This window comes from Flavobacterium sp. CS20, from assembly GCF_018080005.1.
Lineage (GTDB): Bacteria > Bacteroidota > Bacteroidia > Flavobacteriales > Flavobacteriaceae > Psychroflexus.
In genome coordinates, this window is the sequence record NZ_CP073015.1 from 2,569,963 (window position 1) to 2,592,669 (window position 22,707).

General features: G+C 33.8%; 23 protein-coding genes and 1 tRNA gene. 5 read left to right on the forward strand and 19 right to left on the reverse strand.

Features of this window, described 5'->3' with window-relative positions; genetic code table 11:
- Nucleotides 1-13: 13 nt before the first annotated feature.
- From IGB25_RS12215 to IGB25_RS12235, 5 genes are all read right to left on the reverse strand, one after another.
- Nucleotides 14-1,894, reverse strand: coding sequence for a peptide MFS transporter (locus IGB25_RS12215; protein ID WP_247653512.1), 1,881 nt, complete (start codon nucleotides 1,892-1,894; stop codon nucleotides 14-16).
- A 2-nt stretch (nucleotides 1,895-1,896) separates the two neighbouring features.
- Nucleotides 1,897-2,376, reverse strand: a complete 480-nt coding sequence (locus IGB25_RS12220) for a nucleotidyl transferase AbiEii/AbiGii toxin family protein (RefSeq protein ID WP_247653513.1) — start codon at nucleotides 2,374-2,376, stop codon at nucleotides 1,897-1,899.
- Nucleotides 2,363-2,578: a hypothetical protein gene (locus IGB25_RS12225; protein ID WP_211065240.1), complete on the reverse strand. Its 216-nt coding sequence runs from the start codon at nucleotides 2,576-2,578 to the stop codon at nucleotides 2,363-2,365. Before IGB25_RS12225 ends, IGB25_RS12220 begins: the two co-directional genes overlap by 14 nt.
- An 8-nt stretch (nucleotides 2,579-2,586) precedes the next feature.
- Nucleotides 2,587-4,761, reverse strand: a complete 2,175-nt coding sequence (locus IGB25_RS12230) for a S9 family peptidase (RefSeq protein WP_247653757.1) — start codon at nucleotides 4,759-4,761, stop codon at nucleotides 2,587-2,589.
- Nucleotides 4,762-4,869: 108 nt separating this feature from the next.
- On the reverse strand, nucleotides 4,870-5,352 hold the full coding sequence (locus tag IGB25_RS12235) for a TspO/MBR family protein (protein WP_211065241.1): 483 nt from the start codon (nucleotides 5,350-5,352) through the stop codon (nucleotides 4,870-4,872).
- Between the two features lie 479 nt (nucleotides 5,353-5,831).
- Here IGB25_RS12235 and IGB25_RS12240 point away from each other — a divergent pair, with 479 nt between their 5' ends.
- On the forward strand, nucleotides 5,832-5,987 hold the full coding sequence (locus IGB25_RS12240) for a hypothetical protein (RefSeq protein ID WP_211065242.1): 156 nt from the start codon (nucleotides 5,832-5,834) through the stop codon (nucleotides 5,985-5,987).
- 14 nt (nucleotides 5,988-6,001) lie between these two features.
- Entirely contained in the window at nucleotides 6,002-7,096 is a 1,095-nt protein-coding gene (locus IGB25_RS12245; RefSeq protein ID WP_211065243.1) for a T9SS type A sorting domain-containing protein, read from the forward strand.
- A 157-nt stretch (nucleotides 7,097-7,253) separates the two neighbouring features.
- Here the strand turns inward: IGB25_RS12245 and IGB25_RS12250 are convergent, their stop codons facing one another.
- The 4 genes from IGB25_RS12250 to IGB25_RS12265 form a co-directional block, all read right to left on the reverse strand.
- Nucleotides 7,254-7,568: a DUF4286 family protein gene (locus IGB25_RS12250; protein WP_211065244.1), complete on the reverse strand. Its 315-nt coding sequence runs from the start codon at nucleotides 7,566-7,568 to the stop codon at nucleotides 7,254-7,256.
- Nucleotides 7,569-9,356: a tetratricopeptide repeat protein gene (locus IGB25_RS12255; protein WP_211065245.1), complete on the reverse strand. Its 1,788-nt coding sequence runs from the start codon at nucleotides 9,354-9,356 to the stop codon at nucleotides 7,569-7,571.
- Nucleotides 9,357-9,826: 470 nt separating this feature from the next.
- Complete coding sequence (gene alr / locus IGB25_RS12260; protein ID WP_211065246.1) at nucleotides 9,827-10,942, reverse strand: alanine racemase; 1,116 nt, start codon at nucleotides 10,940-10,942, stop codon at nucleotides 9,827-9,829.
- Nucleotides 10,939-11,574, reverse strand: a complete 636-nt coding sequence (locus IGB25_RS12265; protein ID WP_211065247.1) for a thymidine kinase — start codon at nucleotides 11,572-11,574, stop codon at nucleotides 10,939-10,941. Before IGB25_RS12265 ends, alr begins: the two co-directional genes overlap by 4 nt.
- A gap of 99 nt (nucleotides 11,575-11,673) precedes the next feature.
- Between IGB25_RS12265 and IGB25_RS12270 the strand changes: the two genes are divergently transcribed.
- Together IGB25_RS12270 and rsmI are read left to right on the forward strand one after the other, a co-directional pair.
- Complete coding sequence (locus IGB25_RS12270; protein WP_211065248.1) at nucleotides 11,674-12,525, forward strand: hypothetical protein; 852 nt, start codon at nucleotides 11,674-11,676, stop codon at nucleotides 12,523-12,525.
- A 2-nt stretch (nucleotides 12,526-12,527) separates the two neighbouring features.
- Nucleotides 12,528-13,193, forward strand: a complete 666-nt coding sequence (gene rsmI, locus IGB25_RS12275) for a 16S rRNA (cytidine(1402)-2'-O)-methyltransferase (RefSeq protein ID WP_371815906.1) — start codon at nucleotides 12,528-12,530, stop codon at nucleotides 13,191-13,193.
- On the opposite strand, the gene IGB25_RS12280 is transcribed toward rsmI, so the two are convergent.
- From IGB25_RS12280 to IGB25_RS12290, 3 genes are all read right to left on the reverse strand, one after another.
- On the reverse strand, nucleotides 13,177-14,781 hold the full coding sequence (locus IGB25_RS12280) for a S41 family peptidase (protein ID WP_211065250.1): 1,605 nt from the start codon (nucleotides 14,779-14,781) through the stop codon (nucleotides 13,177-13,179). The two genes, rsmI and IGB25_RS12280, sit on opposite strands and share 17 nt — an antisense overlap.
- 2 nt (nucleotides 14,782-14,783) lie before the next feature.
- Nucleotides 14,784-15,215, reverse strand: coding sequence for a dCMP deaminase family protein (locus tag IGB25_RS12285; protein WP_211065251.1), 432 nt, complete (start codon nucleotides 15,213-15,215; stop codon nucleotides 14,784-14,786).
- Between the two features lie 91 nt (nucleotides 15,216-15,306).
- Nucleotides 15,307-15,894 carry a HupE/UreJ family protein gene (locus tag IGB25_RS12290; RefSeq protein WP_211065252.1) on the reverse strand — a complete coding sequence of 196 codons (588 nt, stop codon included), beginning with the start codon at nucleotides 15,892-15,894 and terminating at the stop codon, nucleotides 15,307-15,309.
- Between the two features lie 85 nt (nucleotides 15,895-15,979).
- Here IGB25_RS12290 and IGB25_RS12295 point away from each other — a divergent pair.
- Nucleotides 15,980-16,053: transfer RNA gene (locus IGB25_RS12295), tRNA-Ala, on the forward strand.
- A 1,080-nt stretch (nucleotides 16,054-17,133) separates the two neighbouring features.
- Here IGB25_RS12295 and IGB25_RS12300 read toward each other — a convergent pair.
- From IGB25_RS12300 to IGB25_RS12330, 7 genes are read right to left on the reverse strand one after another with little or no spacing between them, the layout of a single operon-like run.
- Entirely contained in the window at nucleotides 17,134-17,736 is a 603-nt protein-coding gene (locus IGB25_RS12300) for a sugar transferase (RefSeq protein WP_371815907.1), read from the reverse strand.
- Between the two features lie 6 nt (nucleotides 17,737-17,742).
- Nucleotides 17,743-18,345 (reverse strand): acetyltransferase, encoded by a 603-nt coding sequence (locus IGB25_RS12305; RefSeq protein WP_247653514.1) that lies wholly within the window; start codon nucleotides 18,343-18,345, stop codon nucleotides 17,743-17,745.
- A gap of 2 nt (nucleotides 18,346-18,347) precedes the next feature.
- Complete coding sequence (locus IGB25_RS12310) at nucleotides 18,348-18,956, reverse strand: sugar transferase (RefSeq protein WP_211065254.1); 609 nt, start codon at nucleotides 18,954-18,956, stop codon at nucleotides 18,348-18,350.
- Nucleotides 18,949-20,118, reverse strand: a complete 1,170-nt coding sequence (locus IGB25_RS12315; RefSeq protein WP_247653515.1) for a glycosyltransferase family 4 protein — start codon at nucleotides 20,116-20,118, stop codon at nucleotides 18,949-18,951. The genes IGB25_RS12310 and IGB25_RS12315 overlap by 8 nt, the downstream gene beginning before the upstream one ends.
- Nucleotides 20,108-20,683: an acyltransferase gene (locus IGB25_RS12320; protein WP_211065256.1), complete on the reverse strand. Its 576-nt coding sequence runs from the start codon at nucleotides 20,681-20,683 to the stop codon at nucleotides 20,108-20,110. Before IGB25_RS12320 ends, IGB25_RS12315 begins: the two co-directional genes overlap by 11 nt.
- Entirely contained in the window at nucleotides 20,680-21,558 is an 879-nt protein-coding gene (locus IGB25_RS12325) for a glycosyltransferase family 2 protein (RefSeq protein WP_211065257.1), read from the reverse strand. Before IGB25_RS12325 ends, IGB25_RS12320 begins: the two co-directional genes overlap by 4 nt.
- Entirely contained in the window at nucleotides 21,559-22,704 is a 1,146-nt protein-coding gene (locus IGB25_RS12330) for a glycosyltransferase family 4 protein (RefSeq protein ID WP_211065258.1), read from the reverse strand.
- Nucleotides 22,705-22,707 lie beyond the last annotated feature (3 nt).

The window sequence follows — 22,707 nt, forward strand, 5'->3', positions numbered from 1 at the left end:
ATTCTATTTGGTTTTATTTAACTTCATCATCAGTAAGTTCAAAACCTTCTTGCTCTAAGCCTTCTATTTCTTTATCTTCAGCACCGTGTGTCAGACGCTTGAGCGGTTTTAAAAGCAAGATGACTAAGATTCCAAAAATAACACAGAATATGGTTATCCCTGCAAAAGTTCTAAACTCAAGGTCAGTTTGAAATTGGTCAACCACTAATTGACCAACGTATTTGCCATTTTTGTAATCAAAGTTGAGAAGCACTTTTAAAGGTTGGCTTGAGGTAGCTTTATATTTATTTAAACGGCTGATAAATTCTTCTCGGTATTTAGCTTTTTCAAATTTGAAAACATTTGAAATTTTATCATCTTCAAATACAAAATTTCCATTACTGATATAGGCTTGGTCTTCAATGGTAAAAGCTTTGTTTTTAGAAAAAATGTCATCTTTTTCATTTTTAGTCAAAAGGGGTTTAACTTGTTCAGCAGTAGCAGATAATTCAATTTGTATCGGTTCTGCCTGAGAAGATTCTCCGATAATTCCAGCGACCTTATTTCCGAGACCAGTTGCTACAAAATATACACCCATCATCAAAGAGCCGTATTTGATTGGGGATAATTTGGTAATAAAAGACAGAGCCACTAGTGAGGCAGATAATTCACCAATGGTATGGAGTAAATATGCAAAAAACAACCAATAAATGGCCGAAGAGCCTTCAGCGGCATACTGTTTAGTTGCAAAGACCATAAACACAAATCCAAGTCCCATAATAATTACACCAACAGCCATTTTAAAAATGGATGAGGCTTCTTTGCCTTTGTTTTTAATCCACTGCCAAAAAATAGCAACAGGTAAACCAAAGATGATAATATATGTGGGGTTCAAAGATTGAAAAAATGCAGCTGGAATTTCCCAACCACCGATGGTTCTATCCGTTTTTTGTTGAGCATAAATATTGAGCAATCCGCCAGCTTGTTCAAACGCACCCCAAAAGACAATAACTATCAAAAATGATAGTAAAAGAACGATATATCTGTCCTTTTGTATTTTGGATTCTAAATCTTGATAAATAGTCATCATAAAACCAACGACCAAAGTTAAAAACAAGAAGAATATAACATAAGCAGAAACTTCGGTTTTCATAAAATTAAGAGGCACAAATACAGATATTGCGACTAAAATAACAATAGCAATCAGTGTGTTTTTAGTGCTAAACATTTGGCTGAAAATTTGATTAAGCGATACATCGTGTTCGCTTGCTGTGGCTTTTGTTGGTTTGTTACCGACATGGGTTAAAAACCGCGTTCCGTAAACATAAACCAACTGCCCAAGAATCATACCTATAGCGGCAAGACCAAAACCGTAATGCCAGCCATATTCAGCGACAACCCAACCGACAACTATACTGGCTATTCTTGCACCAAAATTTATACCGATATAAAATATTGAAAAGCCTTTATCGCGTCTGGGATCCCCTTCTTTGTATAGACCGCCAACCATAGTTGAAATATTAGGTTTAAGCATTCCTACACCTAATATGATTAACAATAAACCTGTATAAAACGCCCAATCTTGTTCAATAGATAATACACCATGACCAGCGACAAGAAGCCAACCACCAATCATTACAGACTTGCGTTGACCTAGAATTTTATCAGCGATAATTCCGCCAGGGATAGAAGCCACATATACCAGCATAGTGTACCAACCATAAAGAGCAAGTGCTTTACCTTCATCCCAACCTAAGCCTGGATTTTCATCACTGACTTTGGCAAGCATGTAAAGCGTAAGAATGGCACGCATACCATAATATGAAAACCGTTCCCAAAGTTCTGTAAAAAACAAAATATAAAGCCCTGCTGGATGGCTAAAAAGTTCTTTTTGATGTGCTGGTTTTGTTGTCATGTTTATTTTTTATTGTTGTTGTTTTTTAATTTTAACTGTTGAATATCTAAAAGATCCTTAGGTCGCGATGATTTAATCTTGCTAGTGATCAAGTCTTCAAAACTTAAAACTTTCCATCTTAATAATTCTTCACCTTTAATATTTTCTTCTTCGCTTTCAAGATAAGCTTCATCAAATGTTTTATTGATAGAAAACTTTGTGATTAATTCTAAATCTAAATCATAAGGTGAAAATTTTATAGAAATATTTTGCATTTTAGCTATCACTTCTTCTGGGAATTGTTCAATTTTATATCCCATTTCATTAAAAACATCTTTTAAATTATCCATATTAGCTTGAGTGACGTCTATCCAAAAATCAACATCTGCTGAATGTCTTTGATAGCCGTGAAAGTTTACTGCTCCACCGCCAATCATGATCATCTTTACTCGGTGTTTATTGGCTAGTTTAATAAATTTTTCAATGTTTTCACCCCATTTCATCATTTTGTATATCCTTATGAATTAAAAGAAAATTGCCTTTATATCGCTCCTCAAAACTCAATTGATTCTTTGGTGGAAACAGCTTGTTAATCCGTCTTGATAATTCCAAGAATTTTAAAAAGCGTTCTCCTCCAGAAAGTTTTAAAAAATCTTCCTGCTGTTGACGCTTGCTTTCGGCTTTGGTTTGAAATTTGACTTCCATTTTTTAATTTAAAGTTTTTTCAAAATAAAATCCGTCATCAAATTATATAAATGCAATCTGGTGTTGCCACCATAAATGCCGTGGTTTTTATCGGGATAAATCCGCCAATCGAAAGATTTATTGGCTTGGACTAAAGCTTCAATCAGTTGCATGGTATTTTGTACATGCACATTATCATCAGCACTTCCATGGACGAGAAGATAATCGCCTTTTTCAAATTCACCAACATGTGTAATGGGCGAATTATCATCGTAACCCGACGCGTTTTCTTGTGGTGTTGTCATATAGCGTTCGGTATAAATGGTGTCGTAAAATCGCCAGCTGGTTACTGGTGCGACGGCTATAGCAAAACTAAAAACATCATTGGCTTGAAAGATAGCGTTTGACGACATAAAGCCACCAAAACTCCATCCCCAAATCCCAATTCTATCGGCGTCGATATAAGGTTTTTGTCCTAATTTTATAGCGGCGACGACTTGGTCTTCGAGTTCGTATTTGCCGAGTTGAAGTTGGGTTACTTTTTTAAAATCTCGACCTTTAAACCCTGTGCCACGACCATCAACGCAAGCTATGATATAACCTTTTTCGGCAAGCATTTGATACCAGTAATCATTAGTGCCAAAAAAACTATTGGACACCGATTGTGAGCCAGGTCCAGAATATTGATACATCAACAACGGATAGGTTTTTGAAGGGTCAAAATCTTTAGGTTTAATCATCCACATATTGAGCTCATTGCCATTAATTTCAATAGTGCTGAGTTCTTTTTTGGATAGATTATAAGCGTCTAATTTATTTAAAAGTGACTGATTGTCTTTGATTTTTCTAAGTAATTTACCATTTTTTGCATCGTGAAGTGTAAACCGTCGTGGAGTTTCTACACTGCTAAACGTATTAATAAAATAACTAAAATCGGCACTAAAGTCGGCAGAATTAGTTCCATAGTCATCAGCTAATGCTTTTTTTGATTTTCCGTTGATTTTTATGCTATATACCGCTCGGTTAACGCTACCTGTTTCTGTGCTTTGATAATAAATACGTTTTGTATTGGAATTGTATCCATAGTAATTGGTCACTTCCCAATTGCCGTTGGTTACTTGGTTGATGAGTTGACCACTTTCTGAGTAGTGGTAAATGTGGTTCCAGCCATCTTGCTCACTGGTCCAAATAAATGAGTTGTCTTCGAGAAAGGTTAAATCGTCATCAACTGCCACATAAGCTTTGTCAGTTGCGGTGAGAATGGTTTTTACTGAAAAATCATCGGTGTTGACGAGATGTAATTTCAGTTCATTTTGATGTCTATTGGTGGTTTGAACCGATAGTAAATGGTTTTTTTGACTCCATTTTAATCTTGGGATGTAGTGATAATTGCCTAAATCAATTTCAGTAGATTGTTGTTTGTCAATATCGTAAATCCACAATGACACTTTTGCATTGTTTTCGCCAGCTTTGGGATATTTAAACACTTCTTGTTGTGGATATAAGTTGTTGCCATAAGTGCCATAAATGTCCATGGAAAATTCTGGAACTTCAGATTCGTCAAATTTTAAATAGGCAAGGTATTGCCCGTCAGAGCTCCATTCAAAGGCTTTGACAAAGGCAAATTCTTCTTCGTAAACCCAATCGGTAAGACCATTGATGATTTTGTTTTTTTCACCGTCATCGGTAACTTGTGTAGTAGAATTTTTGTTTAAATTTTTTATAAATAAATTGTTGTTTTTTACAAAAGCCACTTGAGTATTGTTTGGCGAAAAATGTGGTTCTTGTATTTTATCGTTATCGATTTGAGTTAATTTTTTATTTTCAATATCAAAAACATAATATTGACCTTTGACCGAGTGTCTATAAATCGATTCGATTTGAAGTCCTAAAATGGCTTTGGTTTCATCATTGCTCAAGCTAAAGGTTTGGAAATAATTCAATCCATCTATTTTGTTGCTATTGAGAAGTTCACCTGTTTTTTTACCCGATTTATAGTCAAAAATATCTACGTGCATTTCTCCTTTTGCACGGTTGTAATCTTGAACGATGTACGACTGTCCGCTATTTAAGGATTGAAGCGATTGTAAGCGTTCTTGAGAAAAAGCACCAGACCAGATTTCTTCGAGCGTAATAGGTTTATCTTGAGCTAAAACGTTTGAGAAAATAATAAAACAAATACTAAAAATCTTGAGGGTTTTCATATAAGGCAAAATTTGAGACTTCAATTTTACTAAAAAAACATCAAACGGCATAGGTGCTTTTGACATTAAAGTTTAATAAAGGTTTGAAATTTGGAGTAAGCTCAAATTTTAGTGGGCATTTAAGCGCCATATCTCAAAATTTAAAATTAATGCAAAAGCAACCCAAATAGCGTAGGGAATGAGTAGGTAAGCGACTAATGGGATTACAATTTTAAACCATTTTATAGTGAGCAAGATCAAAATAAATAAAGTGATAATGACAAACAATGCCCAAAGGGGTTGCTGTAAATTAAAAAATACCAGAGACCAAATTGCATTTAAAAGTAGTTGAAATACAAAATGATACAAAGCTGTTTTTACCCAAACATGGTAAAGTCCTCGACTCCAAACTATGCCCGCAGATAAGCCCATAAGGATATACAATATAGCCCAAACTGGGGCGAAAACGGCATTTGGTGGTGTAAAACTGGGTTTTTTAATGGTTTCATACCAAGTGTCAACACCTGTTTGGGTGGCAATACTTGCAACAAAACCAACTCCCAAGCAGATGATAATGCTGATTATAATTTTAATTAATGTATTTGTTTTCATAATGCGACCAAATTAAATAAAAATTAATTTTTAAATGCATAAATGACCATATTTTGTTAAATTTTCTAAAAAAATTGGCTAAATCTATGTTATATTGAGATAAATTGTGTGTGATATAAACTAACAAAATCTGATTATAACAACTAATTTATTTTCAATATTTAAATTAACAGTATTCAATTGACAAACTCAAAAAATGACCAATCAAGCGATATATATTTATAGCAATTTAAGGACACGTTTTAGTCTGGATTTAAGAAAGCCAGAGATGTCCATTCAAACCCAAATATTAAATATAAATCGTATAGAAAAAATTCTGTAGATTTACCAAGACTTAAAAATAAAAACAACTGGAGATCAAAATATTTTTGTTTTCTAAATGACTTAAAAAATCTTTTGAAGGTGTAAATAATAACTAAAAAACAGTCAACCAATATCAGTATAATACAGATTGATGAACAGAAATAAAGAAAATAAATATGATACAGAAAACAGAAAAAATAATTCTTGGAACATTAATTTTTTGCTTGACAAATTTAGCATTTGCTCAACCAAATTATCCTGCACCGACAGGCGTTTGGTGTAGCTGTCCACCAACAACAGGTGCGGGAGCGGTTCAGTTGACCCAGCAGTAGCGTCTAAACCGTATGTGAAAGGAATATTAGTTAGAGTTGTTTGGAAGGATATAGAAACTTCTGACAATGTATATAATTGGTCGCTCATTGACAATCAAATAACGGCTGCTCAATCTTATGGAAAGAAAATATCTCTTGCAGTTGGTGGTGGTTTAAATTCACCAAGTTGGCTTTATTCTTTGGGTGTTCAATCTATTTCCTTTACAGTACCTTTTAATGGTACAATACCTATTCCTTGGGATACAACATTTTTAGCAAAATGGACAGAGTTTATTGCTGAACTTGGGAATAGATATGCCAACGATAATACAATTCAGTTAGTTTATATTACAAATTCATCTACAAATGGCTTTGAAATGCAATTGCCGTTTGACCCAACACCTTCTTATACTTCGATTGCATACACAGACCAAAAAGTGATAGATTCTTGGAAAGAAGTGATAGATGCATTTAATAGTTCATTTCCAAATCATTATCTGACAAACGATTTTCATCCAGTTAATCAAAGTAACATAGTTGCAGACTCAATTTATGCTTATGCAAAACAAAATATCGGTAGTAGATATGGTGCCAATGGATGGTGGTGGACACAAAATAACACATCAGTATATCCATCACAATTTGCAATTTTACAAAACTCGACAACCACAAACTTGTTTACAGGAATTCAAATGGCTCATAGTGGAATAACAAGCCCGAGTTCTTTTGGTACAGGAGGAATGCCAACGGCATTAAGTTTGGCAATTTCAAATAATATTTGTTATTGGGAAATTTGGAATAACGACATAACTAATGGCTCATTCGACACATTGCTTTCTAATGCTGTTTGCTCGCCTATACTTGGAGTAGAAGAAATAAGTGATGTTGAGAATAACCTAATTATATTTCCAAATCCTTCACAGAACATTTTTACAATAACACTAAAAAACAATTTTATCAAAGAAGTAGAAATGATAAATGAGTCAGGACAAACAATATTCAGAAAAGAAAACATAAATAACAGTCAATACTTGTTAGACATCGGAAATAGCGTTAATGGCATCTTTTTTCTAAAAGTAACTGACGACAAAAAAACAATATTGTACAGAAAAATTATACTGAAAAAGTGATACAGGAAAAAGTGTAGCGGAATCGAGCAAAGAATTCGGGTTTAAGCTGACAATTTAGTCCAGGTTCAGTCCAGGTTTTTTGATGCTATCAGTCCAGATAACAAGTTAGTTAGAACATCATCAAAACTCCTATGGTGTTGGTTTGGCAGTTATAAAATCATAAATTGTTTTGATTGATAACTCGCATAGAGGTTTGAAAAAACACAACTTGAGAGTTATATTTTTTTACCCAATTTTCTATAATATAGTTATGAAAATTTTGAAATTGCCTCAGGTGGGTTTTGGTTGTGCAATACGATTGCAGGCTAAATGTTTGTGCAGAAAGCTGAGTTTGGTTTAAAATTTCTGTCAATAAAACTTTTTCAAACAAGCCAGTTTCTATAAGTTTAGGGATAAGTTGGAACTCAATTTCATTTAAGCATTGTTCCACAATATTTGTTTCAATATTAAATGTAGTGTTGTAAATATACATTTATTGAATGTTTTGGTCACCTCTTAATTTTCGATATAGTGTTCTCGCTTCAACAAAAAATATACTATCTTGATGATTAAATATTAGTGTTTCAAGATTTTTCATAGCTTCTTCGGGCTGATTAAGTTTTTCAAATTGAATTTTTGAAATTTGAAACAAAGCATTGTCTGTTACAATACTTTTAGGATGTTCATCTATAAGCTGTTGATAATACTTGACTGCTTCTTGGTAGCGATGGAGCTGGTTTAAAATTTCAGCTTTTTTAAACAATGCTTGGTCTTTAATATGGTAACTTTCGTTACTAACCAAAATACTATCTAATTGATTTAAAGCCAGTTTAGGTTTGTTTTGATAAATTAATAAATCTGTTTTGGCTAAAGCTTTTAAAGCTTGTTGAGTTGAGTCTGTTTCTGATTTACCTTGTTTGATAAATCTACTCATTTCTAATGCATCGTTGGCAATGGTTTGTGTTGTGGCTTTTTTTAATATGTTAAATTGAGTTAAAGCCCAATTAAAATCACCTTTATAGTAGCTTGTTTGAGCACTTTTATAGCGAGATTTTTGGGCTAATGGAGTGTTTTTTACCATTTTACTGATCAAACTGTATTTGATTAATGCTTGGTTATATTGTTGTTGAGCAACAAGAATATCAGCCATAAGCATTTGTATTTTGGCTTGTTGAAATTTGTTGAGGTTTTTTTTAGACACAACTTCTAAATTTGAAAGTGCTTTGTCAGGTTGATTTTGATCAAAGGCTAAAAACTTGGCATACAACAGTTGTAAATTTAAGGTTTCTAAGCCATAACCGTAAGTATTAAAATGAGACAAAAACGACTTTTCTATATCTTTGGGATTATTATTTTGAATCAATTTTATTTGCATTTGATTTTCAATGGCTTTGATTTGAATTGAAATATCTTGACTTTGATTGATCACAAAAGCATTAATATCAAATGCAGAGTTGTATTTTTTGTTTTCAAAAGCGATTTGAGCTAAATCCATTAATCGGCTAAAGTCAGGCGTCGTATTTCTTTTAAATATAGCTTTTTCTTGAGCAAAGGCTTTGTTGAAATCTTGCTCTTGTACAAACAACCAACTCAAAATTTGATTGTAAAGTATATTAGGAGAATTTTGAAGCTTTTGAATCAATAGACGCTTGAGAATTATGTTACTCTCATTTTGCGGATTGTCGTTGATATAAGCATTAAAATTACGCTGTATAACTTCAATGTATTTTTCATTTTCTTCAATTAATTTAATGTAGTTTTCAAACATTTTCTTTTGGTTGCCTTTCTCGCCGTAAAGCCTTGCCAATTGTATGCTATAATTTATTCTCGGCTCTTTTTCATTAGCGATTTCATAAGTTTGAATAGCACGCTCAAGGAGGTTGTGTTTTTGAAAAGCTTGACCGATAGTGTAGGCATAGACATTTCTTGTTTTTACGATATCAATGGCTTTTTCATACCAAATATTAGCATTGACAGAGTCTTTTTGAATTTGAAAAACATAGCCTAATTCTACCATAATGTTAGGTGATTTAGTTGGCTTTTTGATGTAGTTGTATAACAACTTTTCAGCCTTTTTAAATTCGTTAAGCTGTATATAAGTATCAGCTAAACCTAACAGATAATCTTGATTGTTAGGGTTTTGTTCATATAGTTTTTGATAAATACTTTTTGCCTTTTCATATTCGCCTTGTTCAGCATAATTCATCGCTAGGCTTATATTTTGGGCTGATATATTTGCTAAAACTGCTGTAAGCAATAAAATACTTAATAAATACTTCATCATTTTTATCGGTGTTAAAAATTTAATTATCTGAAAGCGAGTAACTTAAAAATTCATCTCCTTTCTGAAAATCATATAAAATTTAATTGTTTTGATAGAAATATAGAAACGAAATATGTTTATAAAACAATGACAACAAAATAACAAAAATAAGCTTTACAAAGTTTAGTATTTAACATGAGTTCAACTAACAAAAACACAACATACTGATTATCTTAACATTAAAACGTGAAACAAAATCAATTTTATCATTTGATAAAAGTTTTTTAGCTGACCAAAGTCAAATAGAATTGAACATAGCTATTGTTACTTATTGTAAAATCTCTAAACCTACACGGAGAATCTTGCTATATTATATTCGGTCAAATGTTGGCAGTATTTACACCGATATAAATGCCAAGATTAAAAATTAATTCCTAAGGGGTTAAAATTTTGAATTTAATTTGAACTTGTGATAAAACAATATGTTGTTATTTATTTAAAGGAATTACAACCCGGCTTACCCTTTGAGAAACTCGAGTTATCAACTCGTAAGGGATGCTTAAATGCTTAAAATCAAAGTCTATGGCAGAATGGTTTTTTCCAAAAATTAAGACTTCGTCTCCTTCTCTACAGCTCATGTTTGTAACATCAACCATCATTGTATCCATGCATACATTGCCAACAATTGGGGCTAGTTTTTCATGAATTTTCACCACGGCATTGCCATTTCCATATAGTCTAGAAATGCCATCGGCATAACCTAAAGGAAGTGTAGCGATATGCCTTTTTTCTGGAGCGATATATTTTCTATCATAGCCAACACTTTCTCCTTTTTGAATCCAACGCAGTTGAGCGATAGGTGTTTTTAGTGAAGAAACAGGCTGGAGCATTTTATGCTCTTTAGGATGATTGCCATATCCATACAGAGCTATGCCAGCCCTGACCATATCCATTTCAGCTTCAGCATAATTGAGAATACCACTAGAATTGCACAAGTGAGTTAATAAATCTTGGTGGGCATAAGTTTCAAAAGTTTTAACAGCAGTCTTAAAATCTTGGATTTGTTGCCATGTAAAATCTTTTTCTTCTGGCATACCCGAGGCGACAAGATGAGAAAAAATACCAGTCAATTTTAAGGTATGTCTATCAGACAAACAAGTCTTGACTTCATCAAACTGGTTTTTATCAAAGCCTAAGCGATTCATACCTGTATTAATTTTAAGATGAATCGGAAAGTTTTTTATATTTTTAAACTTTAAAAATTGGTGTAGAGATTTTAAAAAATGAAAACTATAAACACTTGGCGTTAAATTAAATTGTATGAGTTCAGAGATTTCTTCTAATTGAGGATAAAAAATCAAAATAGGGCAAGAAATATTGGCTTTACGCAAGCGTACGCCTTCTTCAATATAAGCAACGGCTAAATAAGATACGCCAAAATCCTGAAGCGTTTTGCTAATTACTACAGAATCAGATCCATAAGCAAATGCTTTGACGACTCCCATAATTTTTGTTTGGGGTTTAAGTTGATTTTGAATGACTTCAAAATTGTGTTTTAAAGCATTTAAATCTATTTCTAAACGCGTTTCTAATCTTGCTTTCATCCTTTTTTAGGATTTACTTCTTCGGCGTCCTTTATATTTATTTGCTTGATTTTTTCATGTTGCATAGCTTTAAAATAAGCGACACGACTTAGGGGTTCGTATTCATCGGTTTCGCCTAAAAGGACTAATCTATCATCAGGAGATTTTCTATAACTATATTGAGCTAAATTACCTGTTCTTGTGCAAACAGCGTGAACTTTAGTAACGTATTCGGCGGTTGCCATAAGGTTAGGCATCGGACCAAAAGGTTTGCCCTTAAAGTCCATATCTAAACCAGCAACAATAACCCTGATGCCAGTATTGGCTAAATTATTACAAACATTGACGATTTCGTCATCAAAAAACTGAGCTTCGTCTATGCCAACAACATCGCAGTTGTCTGCCATCAAAGGGATGTTGCCAGCAGCAGGAACAGGAGTAGAGCGAATTTGGTTTTCATCATGAGAAACCACGTGTTCTTCGTTGTATCGGGTATCGATTTGTGGCTTAAAAATCTCCACTTTTTGTTTAGCAAATTGAGCTCGTTTTAGCCGACGTATAAGTTCTTCAGTTTTACCCGAAAACATACTTCCACATATCACTTCTATCCAACCAAATTGCTCTTTGTGATTTACGGTGTTTTCAAGAAACATTTTTTAATTTTATGATGTATAACAAAACAATTTCATTAAATTTCGGTCGTTAAAATTAGAAAAAAAAAGCTTTAATAAACCGACAAAGAAAAACAAAAAATGAAAAAAGTCTTAGAAGACGAGTTAATGAGTCTGGCTCATAGAATATTAAAATTAAGAAATAGAGCTGAAATTCATGAGCTAAAAGAACAAGCGGCTGTACTTTACGAAAAACTTTCTGTGCTTTCTTTTACTGAAAAACATTTTGAAGGTTTCAAGCCAACCATAAAAAAACACGACGTAGAAAAAGCTATTGAAGCAGATTACTCTGATGAGCATCAAGATTTTAAGCATCCAGACGGTACAGAATACAGCGAAGATCAAATCTACGAGCACAATACTGAGAAGATAAAAGACATCGTGTCTCAAATGCCATATGAGTCTGAACAGGTTGACGAAATGTTTAAAGAAAATACCGAAGATAATTCTAAAAATCAACCACAAACTGAAGACAACGTGCAAGACTTTGGTGTCCATTTTGACGATTTACCAGATTTTGAGCCTGCACCAGAACAAAAAGAGACAGACGATACCACTCAAGAAGATGACAAAAAATCAACAGAACCCAATGATCAAGACAATGATGAAAATCAAAACAAAAACAACAATGATGATTCTAAAAAAGAAGAACGAACAATAGACTTGTTTTCTCAAAATAAAAAATCACTCAACGATAGCTTAAATAAAACACTTAAAATAGGGCTTAACGATAGGCTTACTTTTGTAAACCAACTCTTTAAAGGAGAAACAAAAGCTTATGAGAGATTTATTAAAAACATCAATAGTTTTGAAAGTATTGAATCTGTAAAATCGTATATAGAACAACTATTAAGCGGTGAATATAGTTTTTGGAAAGATAAAGAGGAGACTTTTAAACGCTTAATGCACATCATCAATAAAAAATTTAGTTGATTATGTTGTATTTTGTGCCAACTCCAATCGGTAATTTAGCAGATATGACTTACCGAGGCGTTGATGTTTTAAAAGCTGTAAGTCTTATATTATGTGAAGACACAAGAGTAAGTGGCAAGTTGCTCAAGCATTATGATATTGAAACACCAATGCGAGCTTATCATCAACACAACGAGCATCAAATCACAAAGTCAATTGAAGATAAATTAAAAAATGGAGAGGACATAGCTGTCATATCAGATGCAGGAACTCCCTTAATTTCTGATCCTGGATTTTTATTAGCAAGAAAATGTGCCGAACTTAAACTTAGTGTAACTTGTTTGCCAGGACCAACGGCTTTTGTTCCTGCCTTAGTTTGTAGTGGTTTACCAACCGATAAGTTTGTTTTTGAAGGATTTTTACCACCAAAAAAAGGGAGACAGAAACGCCTTCAGTTTTTAAACAATGAAACAAGGACAATGGTGTTTTATGAATCTCCTCATAAACTCATTAAAACTTTAAACGACTTTAAAACTACTTTTGGCAAGGATAGACCGATAAGCTTATCAAGAGAAATAAGTAAAATGTTTGAAGAAATTCGTCATGGAACAGTAGAAGATATTTTGGAATATTACGCCGAACGCAAACCAAAAGGAGAGTTTGTCATAACTGTTAAAGGTTTAGATTAAAAGATCGATAATTTAATTCAAGAGTTTTATCGATCATTTTATCTTGAGAAACCATTATTTTATGGGCTAAATTTTCATCAAACAATTGTCTAGCAATAGTTGCTTTCAAATAATTTTGAGCCAAAGGTTTGAAGATAGAATCGTTTTTGTAATCAATATCAAAACTTTCTAAAAAGTTTTTAAAATCTACTAACACAGACTGACTGATTTGGTAGTATTTTAAAAAATCTGTTTCATTTATATCATTGTAGTATGAATTATTTTTGCTTAATTCATCAAAAATAAATCGGTTTAAAATACCATTTTCAAACATATTCCTAAAAACAGTATAGGTTGAATTTTTGTTTTGAGGCACAAACACATCAGGAATAATACCACCACCACCGTAAACTGTTCTTCCCATAGGGGTTTTATAAGCTAAAGAGTCAATCACATCAATGCTGTCAGCATGTTGTAGTTCGCCGTTTTTATACCGATTCAAATAGTCATTAAAATAGCTTTCACGGCCATTTTTGTAGGATCGTTGAATAGATCTGCCTGTTGGAGTAAAATATCTTGCCACGGTCATTCTTACGGCACTTCCATCGCCAAGAGGCATGATGCGTTGCACTAAGCCTTTACCAAATGAACGCCGACCAACTATGATACCGCGGTCGTTATCTTGTATAGCACCAGCTATAATTTCACTAGTAGAAGCTGAGGTTTCATTGATTAAAATAAAAACTTTTTCGTCTAGAAACAAACCATCTGATGTGGCTAAGGTTTCGCTGATATTTTTAGACTTATCCTTAGTGTAAAGGATAGGAGTGTTTTTTGTTAAGAATTGATTAGCAACATCAACGGCTTCTTTCAGATATCCACCACCGTTGTCTCTCAAGTCAATAATGATGCTTTGTGGTTGTTGTTTTTTTAGGTTAGAAGCAAATTGCATAAACTCTTCAAAAGTTGTTTTAGCAAAACGCTTAATTTTAATGTATCCTGTTTTGTCGTTTATCATGAAGCCCGCAACAACACTTTTGAGAGGAACTTGATTTCGGATAATTTCAAAATTGAGTAATTCACTTTCAAAATTGCGTTTTACTTTTAGGTGTACTTTTGTGTTCTTTTCGCCTTTTAGCAATTTCACTAAAGAGTCTGAGCTAATTTCGGGTTTGGATAGTTCAATGCCATCAGCGTACAAAATTTTATCACCTGCTTTTATCCCCGCTTTTTGTCCAGGGCTATTGGGTATTGTTCTAATCACCGTAAGGGTATCATTTTTTTTGTAAAAACTTATTCCTATACCAACAAAGCCACCATTCATACTTTGGTTTTCTGAATCCAGTTGAGCTTTAGGAAGGTAAGCTGTATGTGGATCAAGATCTTTTATTATCTTGTTGATGGTAACATTCACAATGCTATCGGTGTTAACATCATCTACATATTTGTTTTCAATTAATTGGATAAGGGTGTTCAGCTTATGTTTTTGGCTAAATAATTTGCTTGAGTGGAATGAGGACTTAACACTAGACAAACTACCGATGTAAATGCCTATTACACAGGCAATACTCAGTAATAAAGGTATGTATATAATTTTTACATGTTTCATTTTTATGCTTTAATACAGTCTAAATGCTCCAATTTAACCCCAGCTTTTTTTAAGAATTTCAGTCCAGAATCATCTTTATAAGTAATTTTATATACCACTCTTACTATTCCAGCTTGATGAATGAGTTTGCTACATTCTCTACATGGCGAAAGTGTGATATAAAGCGTAGCACCTTTACAAGATTGCGTTGAAGAAGCGACTTTTAGAATAGCATTGGCTTCTGCATGCAACACATACCACTTGGTAAGGCCTTCTTCGTCTTCACAATTATTGTCAAATCCACTTGGCGTGCCATTATAGCCATCGGAAATAATCATTCTATCCTTAACAATGATTGCCCCGACTTGTTTGCGTTTACACCGAGACAACTTTCCCCATTCAACAGCCATTCGGAGATAGGCTTTATCAAATTTTTTTTGTTTTTTCAGATCCATTATCCAATCATCAAAAATTTTAACAGCGACTCAATGTTCAAATGTATAACATTTATGCGTGTTGGTGTCTTTATCTTTTCTTAAAGATTACTTACCAAATCCAAGTTTCTCTCAGAATAGGAATACAAAGTCCGATGACAATAGAAGATGAGATGAGTATCCAATCATTTTTTGAAAATCTAAAAATATTTTGAGCAATGTAGCCTATAAATAAAACTGGAATAACCACTAAAACCTGAGAAAATTCTACACCTAAAGCAAACTCAATAAGCATAAGTAGCTTGCTTTCTGTGCCTTTTGAAATCATATTGAAATAATAAGAAAACCCAAAACCGTGAATTAATCCAAAAAACAAAGTGAACCCATAAAGGGCATTTATTTTTTGGTTTGCAATATTGCTTTTAGCAAAAATGATATTGTAAAGTGCTGTAAACAAAATGCTAACTGGAATCAAAAATTCAATCCAAATATTGTTGATTTCAATAACTTTGTAAGCTGCCAAAATAAGCGATAATGTATGACCTAAAGTAAAAATACTGACCAACCAAAACACGCGTTTGGCATGGCTGAAAGTGTAAGCGACCACTAAGGCAATAAGAAATAAAATATGGTCATAAGCATTCCAATCTAAAACATGAAAAAGACCAAGTTTGAGATTAAACCAAAAATCTGAAAACATAGAATGTTAATTTAATTTTAAGATGCAAAATATCATATAATTTTGACTTAAAAATAAAAATAATAGTAAATTTGCTGTTTTTAATGGGGAATTAGCTCAGTTGGCTAGAGCGCCACGCTGGCAGCGTGGAGGTCATCGGTTCGAACCCGATATTCTCCACTTTTTAATGGATGATGAGGTGTATATTTCGAAACCAAAGCATCTCGATACAAATTTTTTTTATTGCAATCGAAAAATTCACTACCAATGACAGTGGGTTTGTCATTGCGACGGTAGGTTGTCATTGCGACGGCAGGTTGTTATTCCGACGGCAGGAGGAATCTTTCTCACGTATTGGTTTTCATTTCACTGAGAGATTCTTCACTTCGCAGGCTCCGTTCAGAATGACAAGGGGTCGGCAGGCTCCGTTCAGAATGACAAGGGAATGTCATTCCGACGGCAGGAGGAATCTTTCTCACGTATTGGTTTTCATTTCACTGAGAGATTCTTCACTCCGCAAGCTCCGTTCAGAATGACAAGGGGTCGGCAGGCTCCGTTCAGAATGACAAGTAGAATGTCATTCCGACGGCAGGAGGAATCTTTCTCACGTATTGGGGTTCGGTTCACTGAGAGATTCTTCACTCCGCGAGCTCCGTTCAGAATGACAAGGGGTCGGCAGGCTCCGTTCAGAATGACAAGTAGGTTGTCATTCCGACGGCAGGAGGAATCTCTCTCACGTATTGGTTTTCATTTCACTGAGAGATTCTTCACTTCGCAGGCTCCGTTCAGAATGACAAGGGAATGTCATTCCGACGGCAGGAGGAATCTTTCTCACGTATTGAGGTTCGGTTCACTGAGAGATTCTTCACTTCGCAAGCTCCGTTCAGAATGACAAGATTGGTTTTCATTTCACTGAGAGATTCTTCACTTCGCAGGCTCCGTTCAGAATGACAAGGGAATGTCATTCCGACGGCAGGAGGAATCTTTCTCACGTTTTGGGGTTTGGTTCACGAAAAGATTCTTCACTCCGCAAGCTCCGTTCAGAATGACAAGGGGTTGGCGAGCTCTGTTCAGAATGACAAGGGGTTGGCAGGCTCCGTTTAGAATGACAAGAGGGTTTTTGGTTCACTGGGAGATTCCTCGTCACTGCGTTTACCTCGGAATGACAAGAGGGTTTTGGGTTTACTGAGGGATTCTTCATATTTCAAATCTTATTTGTGCATTCGTGGCTTTTGTAATAGTAGTGTTTTACTTCATTTTTTATCCAAAAATAGTTTTGACGATGATTTTTATGTCGTTTAAAAAGCTATAGTTTTCAACATAAGCTTTATTAATTTTTACCTTTTTGGTACAAATGACTTCGTCGTTGTATTGTTTTGGATGTTTTTGTTGGGCTAAAATTTCTTCTTCATTTCTAAAAGTTAGAGATGCTGGGTATGTGATACCTGGCCTTACGGAAAGAATTATTCTATCTTGACCTTGAAGTTGATCAGCATAACCTGGCACATCGGGTCGTGGGCTGACTAAACTCATATCGCCAATGAGTACATTCCAAAGTTGAGGGATTTCATCGAGTTTGGTTTTGCGTAAAAAGCGACCGAATTTTGTGATGCGCGGGTCGTTTAGGGTTGTGATGTAGTTTTGCGGTTGATCAGTGTCTCGCATGGTTTTAAATTTAAGTAATTTAAAAGGTTTAGCGCCCTTACCGATGCGCGTCTGTGCAATTAATCCAAAAGAGTTTGTGTCTAGACTTGTGAAAATAAACAATACTAAAAAAAAAGGGTATAAAACAATTAAACCTAAAACTGAAAGCCCTAGGTCTATTGCTCTTTTAACAAATTTCTGTTTACTATTAAGGCTCACAAATCATTATATTTTTTTGTTTATGGTCTTAATAACTTTTGCAGGGTTGCCAACCACCACCACATTATCAGGAACGTCTTTAGTCACAACAGCACCTGCTCCGATAATTGAATTTTTGCCTATTGAAACTCCAGGATTGACAACAGCACCAGCACCAACTTGACTTAACTCACCCACACTAACACCACCACAAAGCGTGGCATTAGGTGAAATATGCACATAGTCATTGACAATACAATCGTGTTCTACAACAGCAGAGGTGTTGATGATACAGTGTTGTCCAATTTTTGAATTAGCATTGACCACAGCATAAGCAAAAACAACACTACCTTTATCTATAGATGAAAAATTAGAGACTAAAGCCGTTTTGTGTATGGCTTTTGTGTAATTAAAATCTAAAGTCTGACTGATTTTTTGTCTGGTATAATTATTCCCAATCGCGATTATGCTTTGTATAGGTTTAGCTTTATGAGTTTGATGAACTTCAAAATTTAGAATTGATTTTATCCTAGAATCATCATCAATGATATAAAATTCTGAAACACCTTGACTTAAAAGACAGTCTAAAACCACCTTAGCGTGACCACTGGCACCGTATATTTGAATCATACTCATGATGGGTTTCCTTTAAATTTTTCTGCAGTAGCTTCTCCGGTCTGACTAATGCCTTCGCTTTTAAAAACCTTCTTGAAGGTCAAAAGTATAATTTTTAAATCTAATTTAAAGCTTAAATGATTGACATAATACACATCTAACTCAAATTTATCTTGCCAACTAACAGTGTTTCTGCCATTGACTTGTGCCCAACTTGTGATGCCAGGCTTGATGTTGTGGCGTTTTTTTTGCTCATTGTTGTATAAGGGTAAATATTCTGGCAGTAAGGGTCGAGTACCGATTAAGCTCATATCACCTTTTAAAACATTTATTAACTGTGGTATTTCGTCTAGAGAGGTTTTGCGAACAAATTTTCCTATTGTGGTCAATCGCTCGGCATCTGGCAGTAAGTTCCCTTGTTTATCTTTTTTGTCGTTCATCGTTTTAAACTTGATGATGCTAAAAATGCGTTCATTTTTGCCTGGGCGTTTTTGAAGGAAGAAAGCTTGCCCTTGGTTAGCAAATAACAGGGCGATTGTAACGATAAGGAAAATCGGGCTGAGTATTAGTAAACTGGTAAGAGCGAAAAAGAAATCGAATATGGGTTTTAGAGCTGATCTATACATTTTTGTTTTTGACTAATTGATTATACTCTTCTAATATTGCCTCCCAAACCAACCTTTGTTCATAGCGTAAGGTAATCATCTCCCTGGAATTGCTTTTAAGCTTTTCATATAGATTTTGGTCTTTTATTAATTTTATCATAGCACGCTGTAAAGCTTTTGTGTCTTTAGCGGGAATAATTAAACCATTTTTTCCCTCTTCTATAATTTCATTACAGCCATTAATATCACTGACGATACTCGGCAAACCCATCGCGCCGGCTTGCATCACGACATTGGGAAAACCTTCGCGGTAACTTGGAAATGCTAAGGCGTCACTCATCGCAAAATAAGGACGGACATCGTCTTGAAAGCCTGTGGTGATGATGTTGGGATTAACTTCTATTTCTTTAAGCGTTTCGGGTAATAACGGGTCGAGTTCGGATTCTAAGGGACCAACCAGTAGGAGCCTCTCCCTAAATCCCTCTCCAAAGGAAAGGGACTTAAACGCACTGACTAATTCATTAATGCCTTTATCGCTGACTAAACGACCGACGAAAATGAAAACAAAATCTTCTTTTTGAATGCCTAATTGCTGTCTTAAGTCTTGGCTTTGTTGTTCTGAAAAATGGGCTGGACTGAAATAGGTAGTGTCGATGCCGTTGGAACTGCCATTGGCGATGAGTTTTAGTTTTTGATCTTTACAATAACCTTGATTTAGAATGATTTTATAAAGCCCTTTAGAGTTGGGATATACTTTGGTAGAGCATTTGTAAGTCAGTTTTTCTACCGCATCAAGCAACATACGTTTTAAGCCTGATGCTTCTAATAAGGGTAAACCAGCTACGGTGTGTAAACGGATTGGAACTCGTGCCATTATAGCGGCAAGCATTCCCAGAGTACCAGCTTTGGGAGTGTGTGTATGCACGATGTGTGGTTTTTCTTTGATAAAGAGCTTGTAAAGTCGCCAAACTGCTTTTAAGTCTTTCAACGGTGTAATGGCTCGGGTCATTTCCAATTGGTAAGTGGCAACTCTTTCTCTGTTTTTGACTTCCTTTAATTCACTTTCAGAGCTCGAGGATACGGCCAGTATCTCATAATGATTTTTCATAAACTTTAACTGCCCTTTTAATAGGACGTTTAAGGATATTGGCACCGTGGTGATGCGGAGGAGTTTAGCAGTCATTAATCTTTTTAATTAATTTTGCTGGTAATCCACCAATTAATGATTTTTCTGTAAACGATTTATTCACAACTGCACCTCTTGCAACTACAGAACGTTTGCTTATTTTTACACCTGATAATATTCTCACACCACATCCAATCCAAACATCATCTTCAATTATAATTTTATCAAAAGTTTCTGGATTATACTTTATTGGAAGACTTTCATTATCCCATGTATGGTTTGTAGATATTAATGATGTTGAATGAGCAATAGAAACATTATTACCAATTTTTATGCCACCTGCACCTTCTATGTAGCACATTGGGTGAATACTAACATTATTTCCTATTTCTATATTTTTAATATTTAATAAAAATACTCCAGGGTGAATAGCAACGTTTAAGCCTAATTTTTTTATAATATTCTTTAAAAAAATATATCTTAGTATTAGACCACTATAACCACCTGTCCATCTAAATAAATTAAAAAATAATAAGTTAAGTTTCTTTCCAAATATTCCAAAAAATAATACTAAAATATTTATAACACTATTGTATTTTTTAAATTTTTGTCTACCTGTCATACTACCCCTTTTTTATTTGTAAGTTCTAAGTATATATAAAAAATAACACTAAACGGGAAAACCAATAATGTAAGGGTCTTTGACGTATTAACTTTAAATGGATTAACTTTTGCGTAAAAACAAGTGTAAACCAAGTGGAAATAGTTTTTAAGAAGATCTTTATTATCCCTAGCTAACTTTATTCTCTCTTTTCTGTAAAAAATAAATGAATTAGGATTATTCCTAAGCTGATTAAATTTATTACTTGAAATACCATCATCTAAATATTCCACTACACAAAGGGCTTCATTAATTAATTTCAATTTATAATTTATATCTATTAGCCTATAGATATATCCAGGTGCTGGAAATTTTTCTTTCTTAATTTGAGGATATTTATATTTTTTAATAATTTCAGTTTTATATACAAATTTTTTATCTCCATATATGTTATTTTTTTTAAAATCAGAGAAGCAAAGTATATCTATATTGTCGGGAAATTTACTCCCAACAATACTTCCATCTTTATAAACATCAAGACCTACAATTCCTGCAATTTCAGTTGAGTCTATTTTATACCATTCATTAAGAATAATTTCAACAGCGTTATCTAGGAGAAAATCATCTGAATCAACGCAAGTATTTAGAACTGTATCTATTAAGGCGTGAGCTACATTTACTGTTGCTTGTTTACCTATATTAGCATGATAAACATACTTGATATTTATTTTTCTCTCATCAATCCATTTTTTAACCAGTTCACTGGTATCATCAGTAGAGCCATCATCTAAAACTAGCCATTTGAAGTTTTTATTTGTCTGCCTTAGTAAACTTTTATATAAATGGGGCAAACGATAAGCTCGATTATAAGTTGGTGTATAAATAGTAAGTTTCATCTAAAACTTAATTTTATTAAATGCATTACATTGGTTTTCTTCAGTATAGTTATATTTAATTAAGTTTCTTGAGTTGTTTGATAAATAGTTATACAAGTGTTTATCATTCATTATTTTATAGATATAAAACAAATAGTCATCAACGTCATTAAAATTGGTTATATATCCTGTGAAATCGTTAACAATAAAATCTGTCATTCCACCTGCGGGGTTACCAATTACAGGTTTCCCTAACATCATTGCTTCCATAACAACTCTTGGCAACCCTTCTGTGTGGGTTGGATGCACTAAAACATCCGCTTGTTTGAAATAATCCAACACTTCTGTTTCATTTAGAATAATTTCAATATCATTATTTAATTTATTTTCATTTATAAAGTTTTTTATTGATGCGTAATATTTCTGTGAAACACCACCTTCATATAATATACCTACTAGAATAACTTTAAAATCAAGTTCTTGTTCTTTAAGTTTTTTTGCGATTTCAACAACCACATGTTGCCCTTTCGTCTCCAGAAAACCTCCACAATGTAAAATTGTAAAGGGTTTGTTATGTTCTTTTTTTAAGGAGCTATTTGCCTCATCCACAGCTTGGTCTTTAACAGCATTTGGTATCACATAGATTTTATCTAAACTTGCAAAACCACCAGAAAAAATTGCTTGTCGAGTAGATTGTGAAACTGCTAAAAAAATATCAACCTTTTTTCTTATCAAAAGCTTGTTTATTAAAGGAATTGTATTAGGCAAAAACCAACCTCTAGCAAAGTAAGCAATTTTGTAATTATTTGAATTTGAGAGTATAGATAAAGTCTTAGCATTATTTACAATGACAAGATCAGCTTTAAAATCATTTATCTTTTTTTTAATGATGCTCCTATATTTTAGCCACATAAAATAATACTGAATGTAATTAAAAAACATTCGAATTTTATTTTGATTGTACAATATAAAAGGTGTATCTCTTTTATCAATTAAATCAACAGGAACTTTATATTGTTTTGCTTTATTAACAAAAGGAGTACAGCTACCCCAAAAATCAACCACCAATACTTCATTGCCAGTATTTGATAGACGCATGGCAAGCTCCAAGGTGCTTTTTCTTGCTCCTCCAAAATTTTGTACAGCTTCTAAAAAGAGAATTTTCATTAT

Bases quoted from the DNA above. Each gene is read 5' to 3' on its own strand.
- IGB25_RS12230 (WP_247653757.1), bottom strand. From the start codon at position 4,761: ATGAAAACCCTCAAGATTTTTAGTATTTGTTTTATTATTTTCTCAAAC.
- alr (WP_211065246.1), bottom strand. From the start codon at position 10,942: ATGAAAGCAAGATTAGAAACGCGTTTAGAAATAGATTTAAATGCTTTA.
- IGB25_RS12330 (WP_211065258.1), bottom strand. From the start codon at position 22,704: ATGAAAATTCTCTTTTTAGAAGCTGTACAAAATTTTGGAGGAGCAAGA.
- IGB25_RS12325 (WP_211065257.1), bottom strand. From the start codon at position 21,558: ATGAAACTTACTATTTATACACCAACTTATAATCGAGCTTATCGTTTG.
- IGB25_RS12215 (WP_247653512.1), bottom strand. From the start codon at position 1,894: ATGACAACAAAACCAGCACATCAAAAAGAACTTTTTAGCCATCCAGCA.
- IGB25_RS12250 (WP_211065244.1), bottom strand. From the start codon at position 7,568: ATGTATATTTACAACACTACATTTAATATTGAAACAAATATTGTGGAA.
- IGB25_RS12320 (WP_211065256.1), bottom strand. From the start codon at position 20,683: ATGACAGGTAGACAAAAATTTAAAAAATACAATAGTGTTATAAATATT.
- IGB25_RS12280 (WP_211065250.1), bottom strand. From the start codon at position 14,781: ATGAAACATGTAAAAATTATATACATACCTTTATTACTGAGTATTGCC.
- IGB25_RS12235 (WP_211065241.1), bottom strand. From the start codon at position 5,352: ATGAAAACAAATACATTAATTAAAATTATAATCAGCATTATCATCTGC.
- IGB25_RS12315 (WP_247653515.1), bottom strand. From the start codon at position 20,118: ATGACTGCTAAACTCCTCCGCATCACCACGGTGCCAATATCCTTAAAC.
- IGB25_RS12225 (WP_211065240.1), bottom strand. From the start codon at position 2,578: ATGGAAGTCAAATTTCAAACCAAAGCCGAAAGCAAGCGTCAACAGCAG.
- IGB25_RS12270 (WP_211065248.1), top strand. From the start codon at position 11,674: ATGAAAAAAGTCTTAGAAGACGAGTTAATGAGTCTGGCTCATAGAATA.
- rsmI (WP_371815906.1), top strand. From the start codon at position 12,528: ATGTTGTATTTTGTGCCAACTCCAATCGGTAATTTAGCAGATATGACT.
- IGB25_RS12240 (WP_211065242.1), top strand. From the start codon at position 5,832: ATGATACAGAAAACAGAAAAAATAATTCTTGGAACATTAATTTTTTGC.
- IGB25_RS12255 (WP_211065245.1), bottom strand. From the start codon at position 9,356: ATGAAGTATTTATTAAGTATTTTATTGCTTACAGCAGTTTTAGCAAAT.
- IGB25_RS12310 (WP_211065254.1), bottom strand. From the start codon at position 18,956: ATGTATAGATCAGCTCTAAAACCCATATTCGATTTCTTTTTCGCTCTT.
- IGB25_RS12220 (WP_247653513.1), bottom strand. From the start codon at position 2,376: ATGAAATGGGGTGAAAACATTGAAAAATTTATTAAACTAGCCAATAAA.
- IGB25_RS12285 (WP_211065251.1), bottom strand. From the start codon at position 15,215: ATGGATCTGAAAAAACAAAAAAAATTTGATAAAGCCTATCTCCGAATG.
- IGB25_RS12290 (WP_211065252.1), bottom strand. From the start codon at position 15,894: ATGTTTTCAGATTTTTGGTTTAATCTCAAACTTGGTCTTTTTCATGTT.
- IGB25_RS12265 (WP_211065247.1), bottom strand. From the start codon at position 11,574: ATGTTTCTTGAAAACACCGTAAATCACAAAGAGCAATTTGGTTGGATA.
- IGB25_RS12305 (WP_247653514.1), bottom strand. From the start codon at position 18,345: ATGATTCAAATATACGGTGCCAGTGGTCACGCTAAGGTGGTTTTAGAC.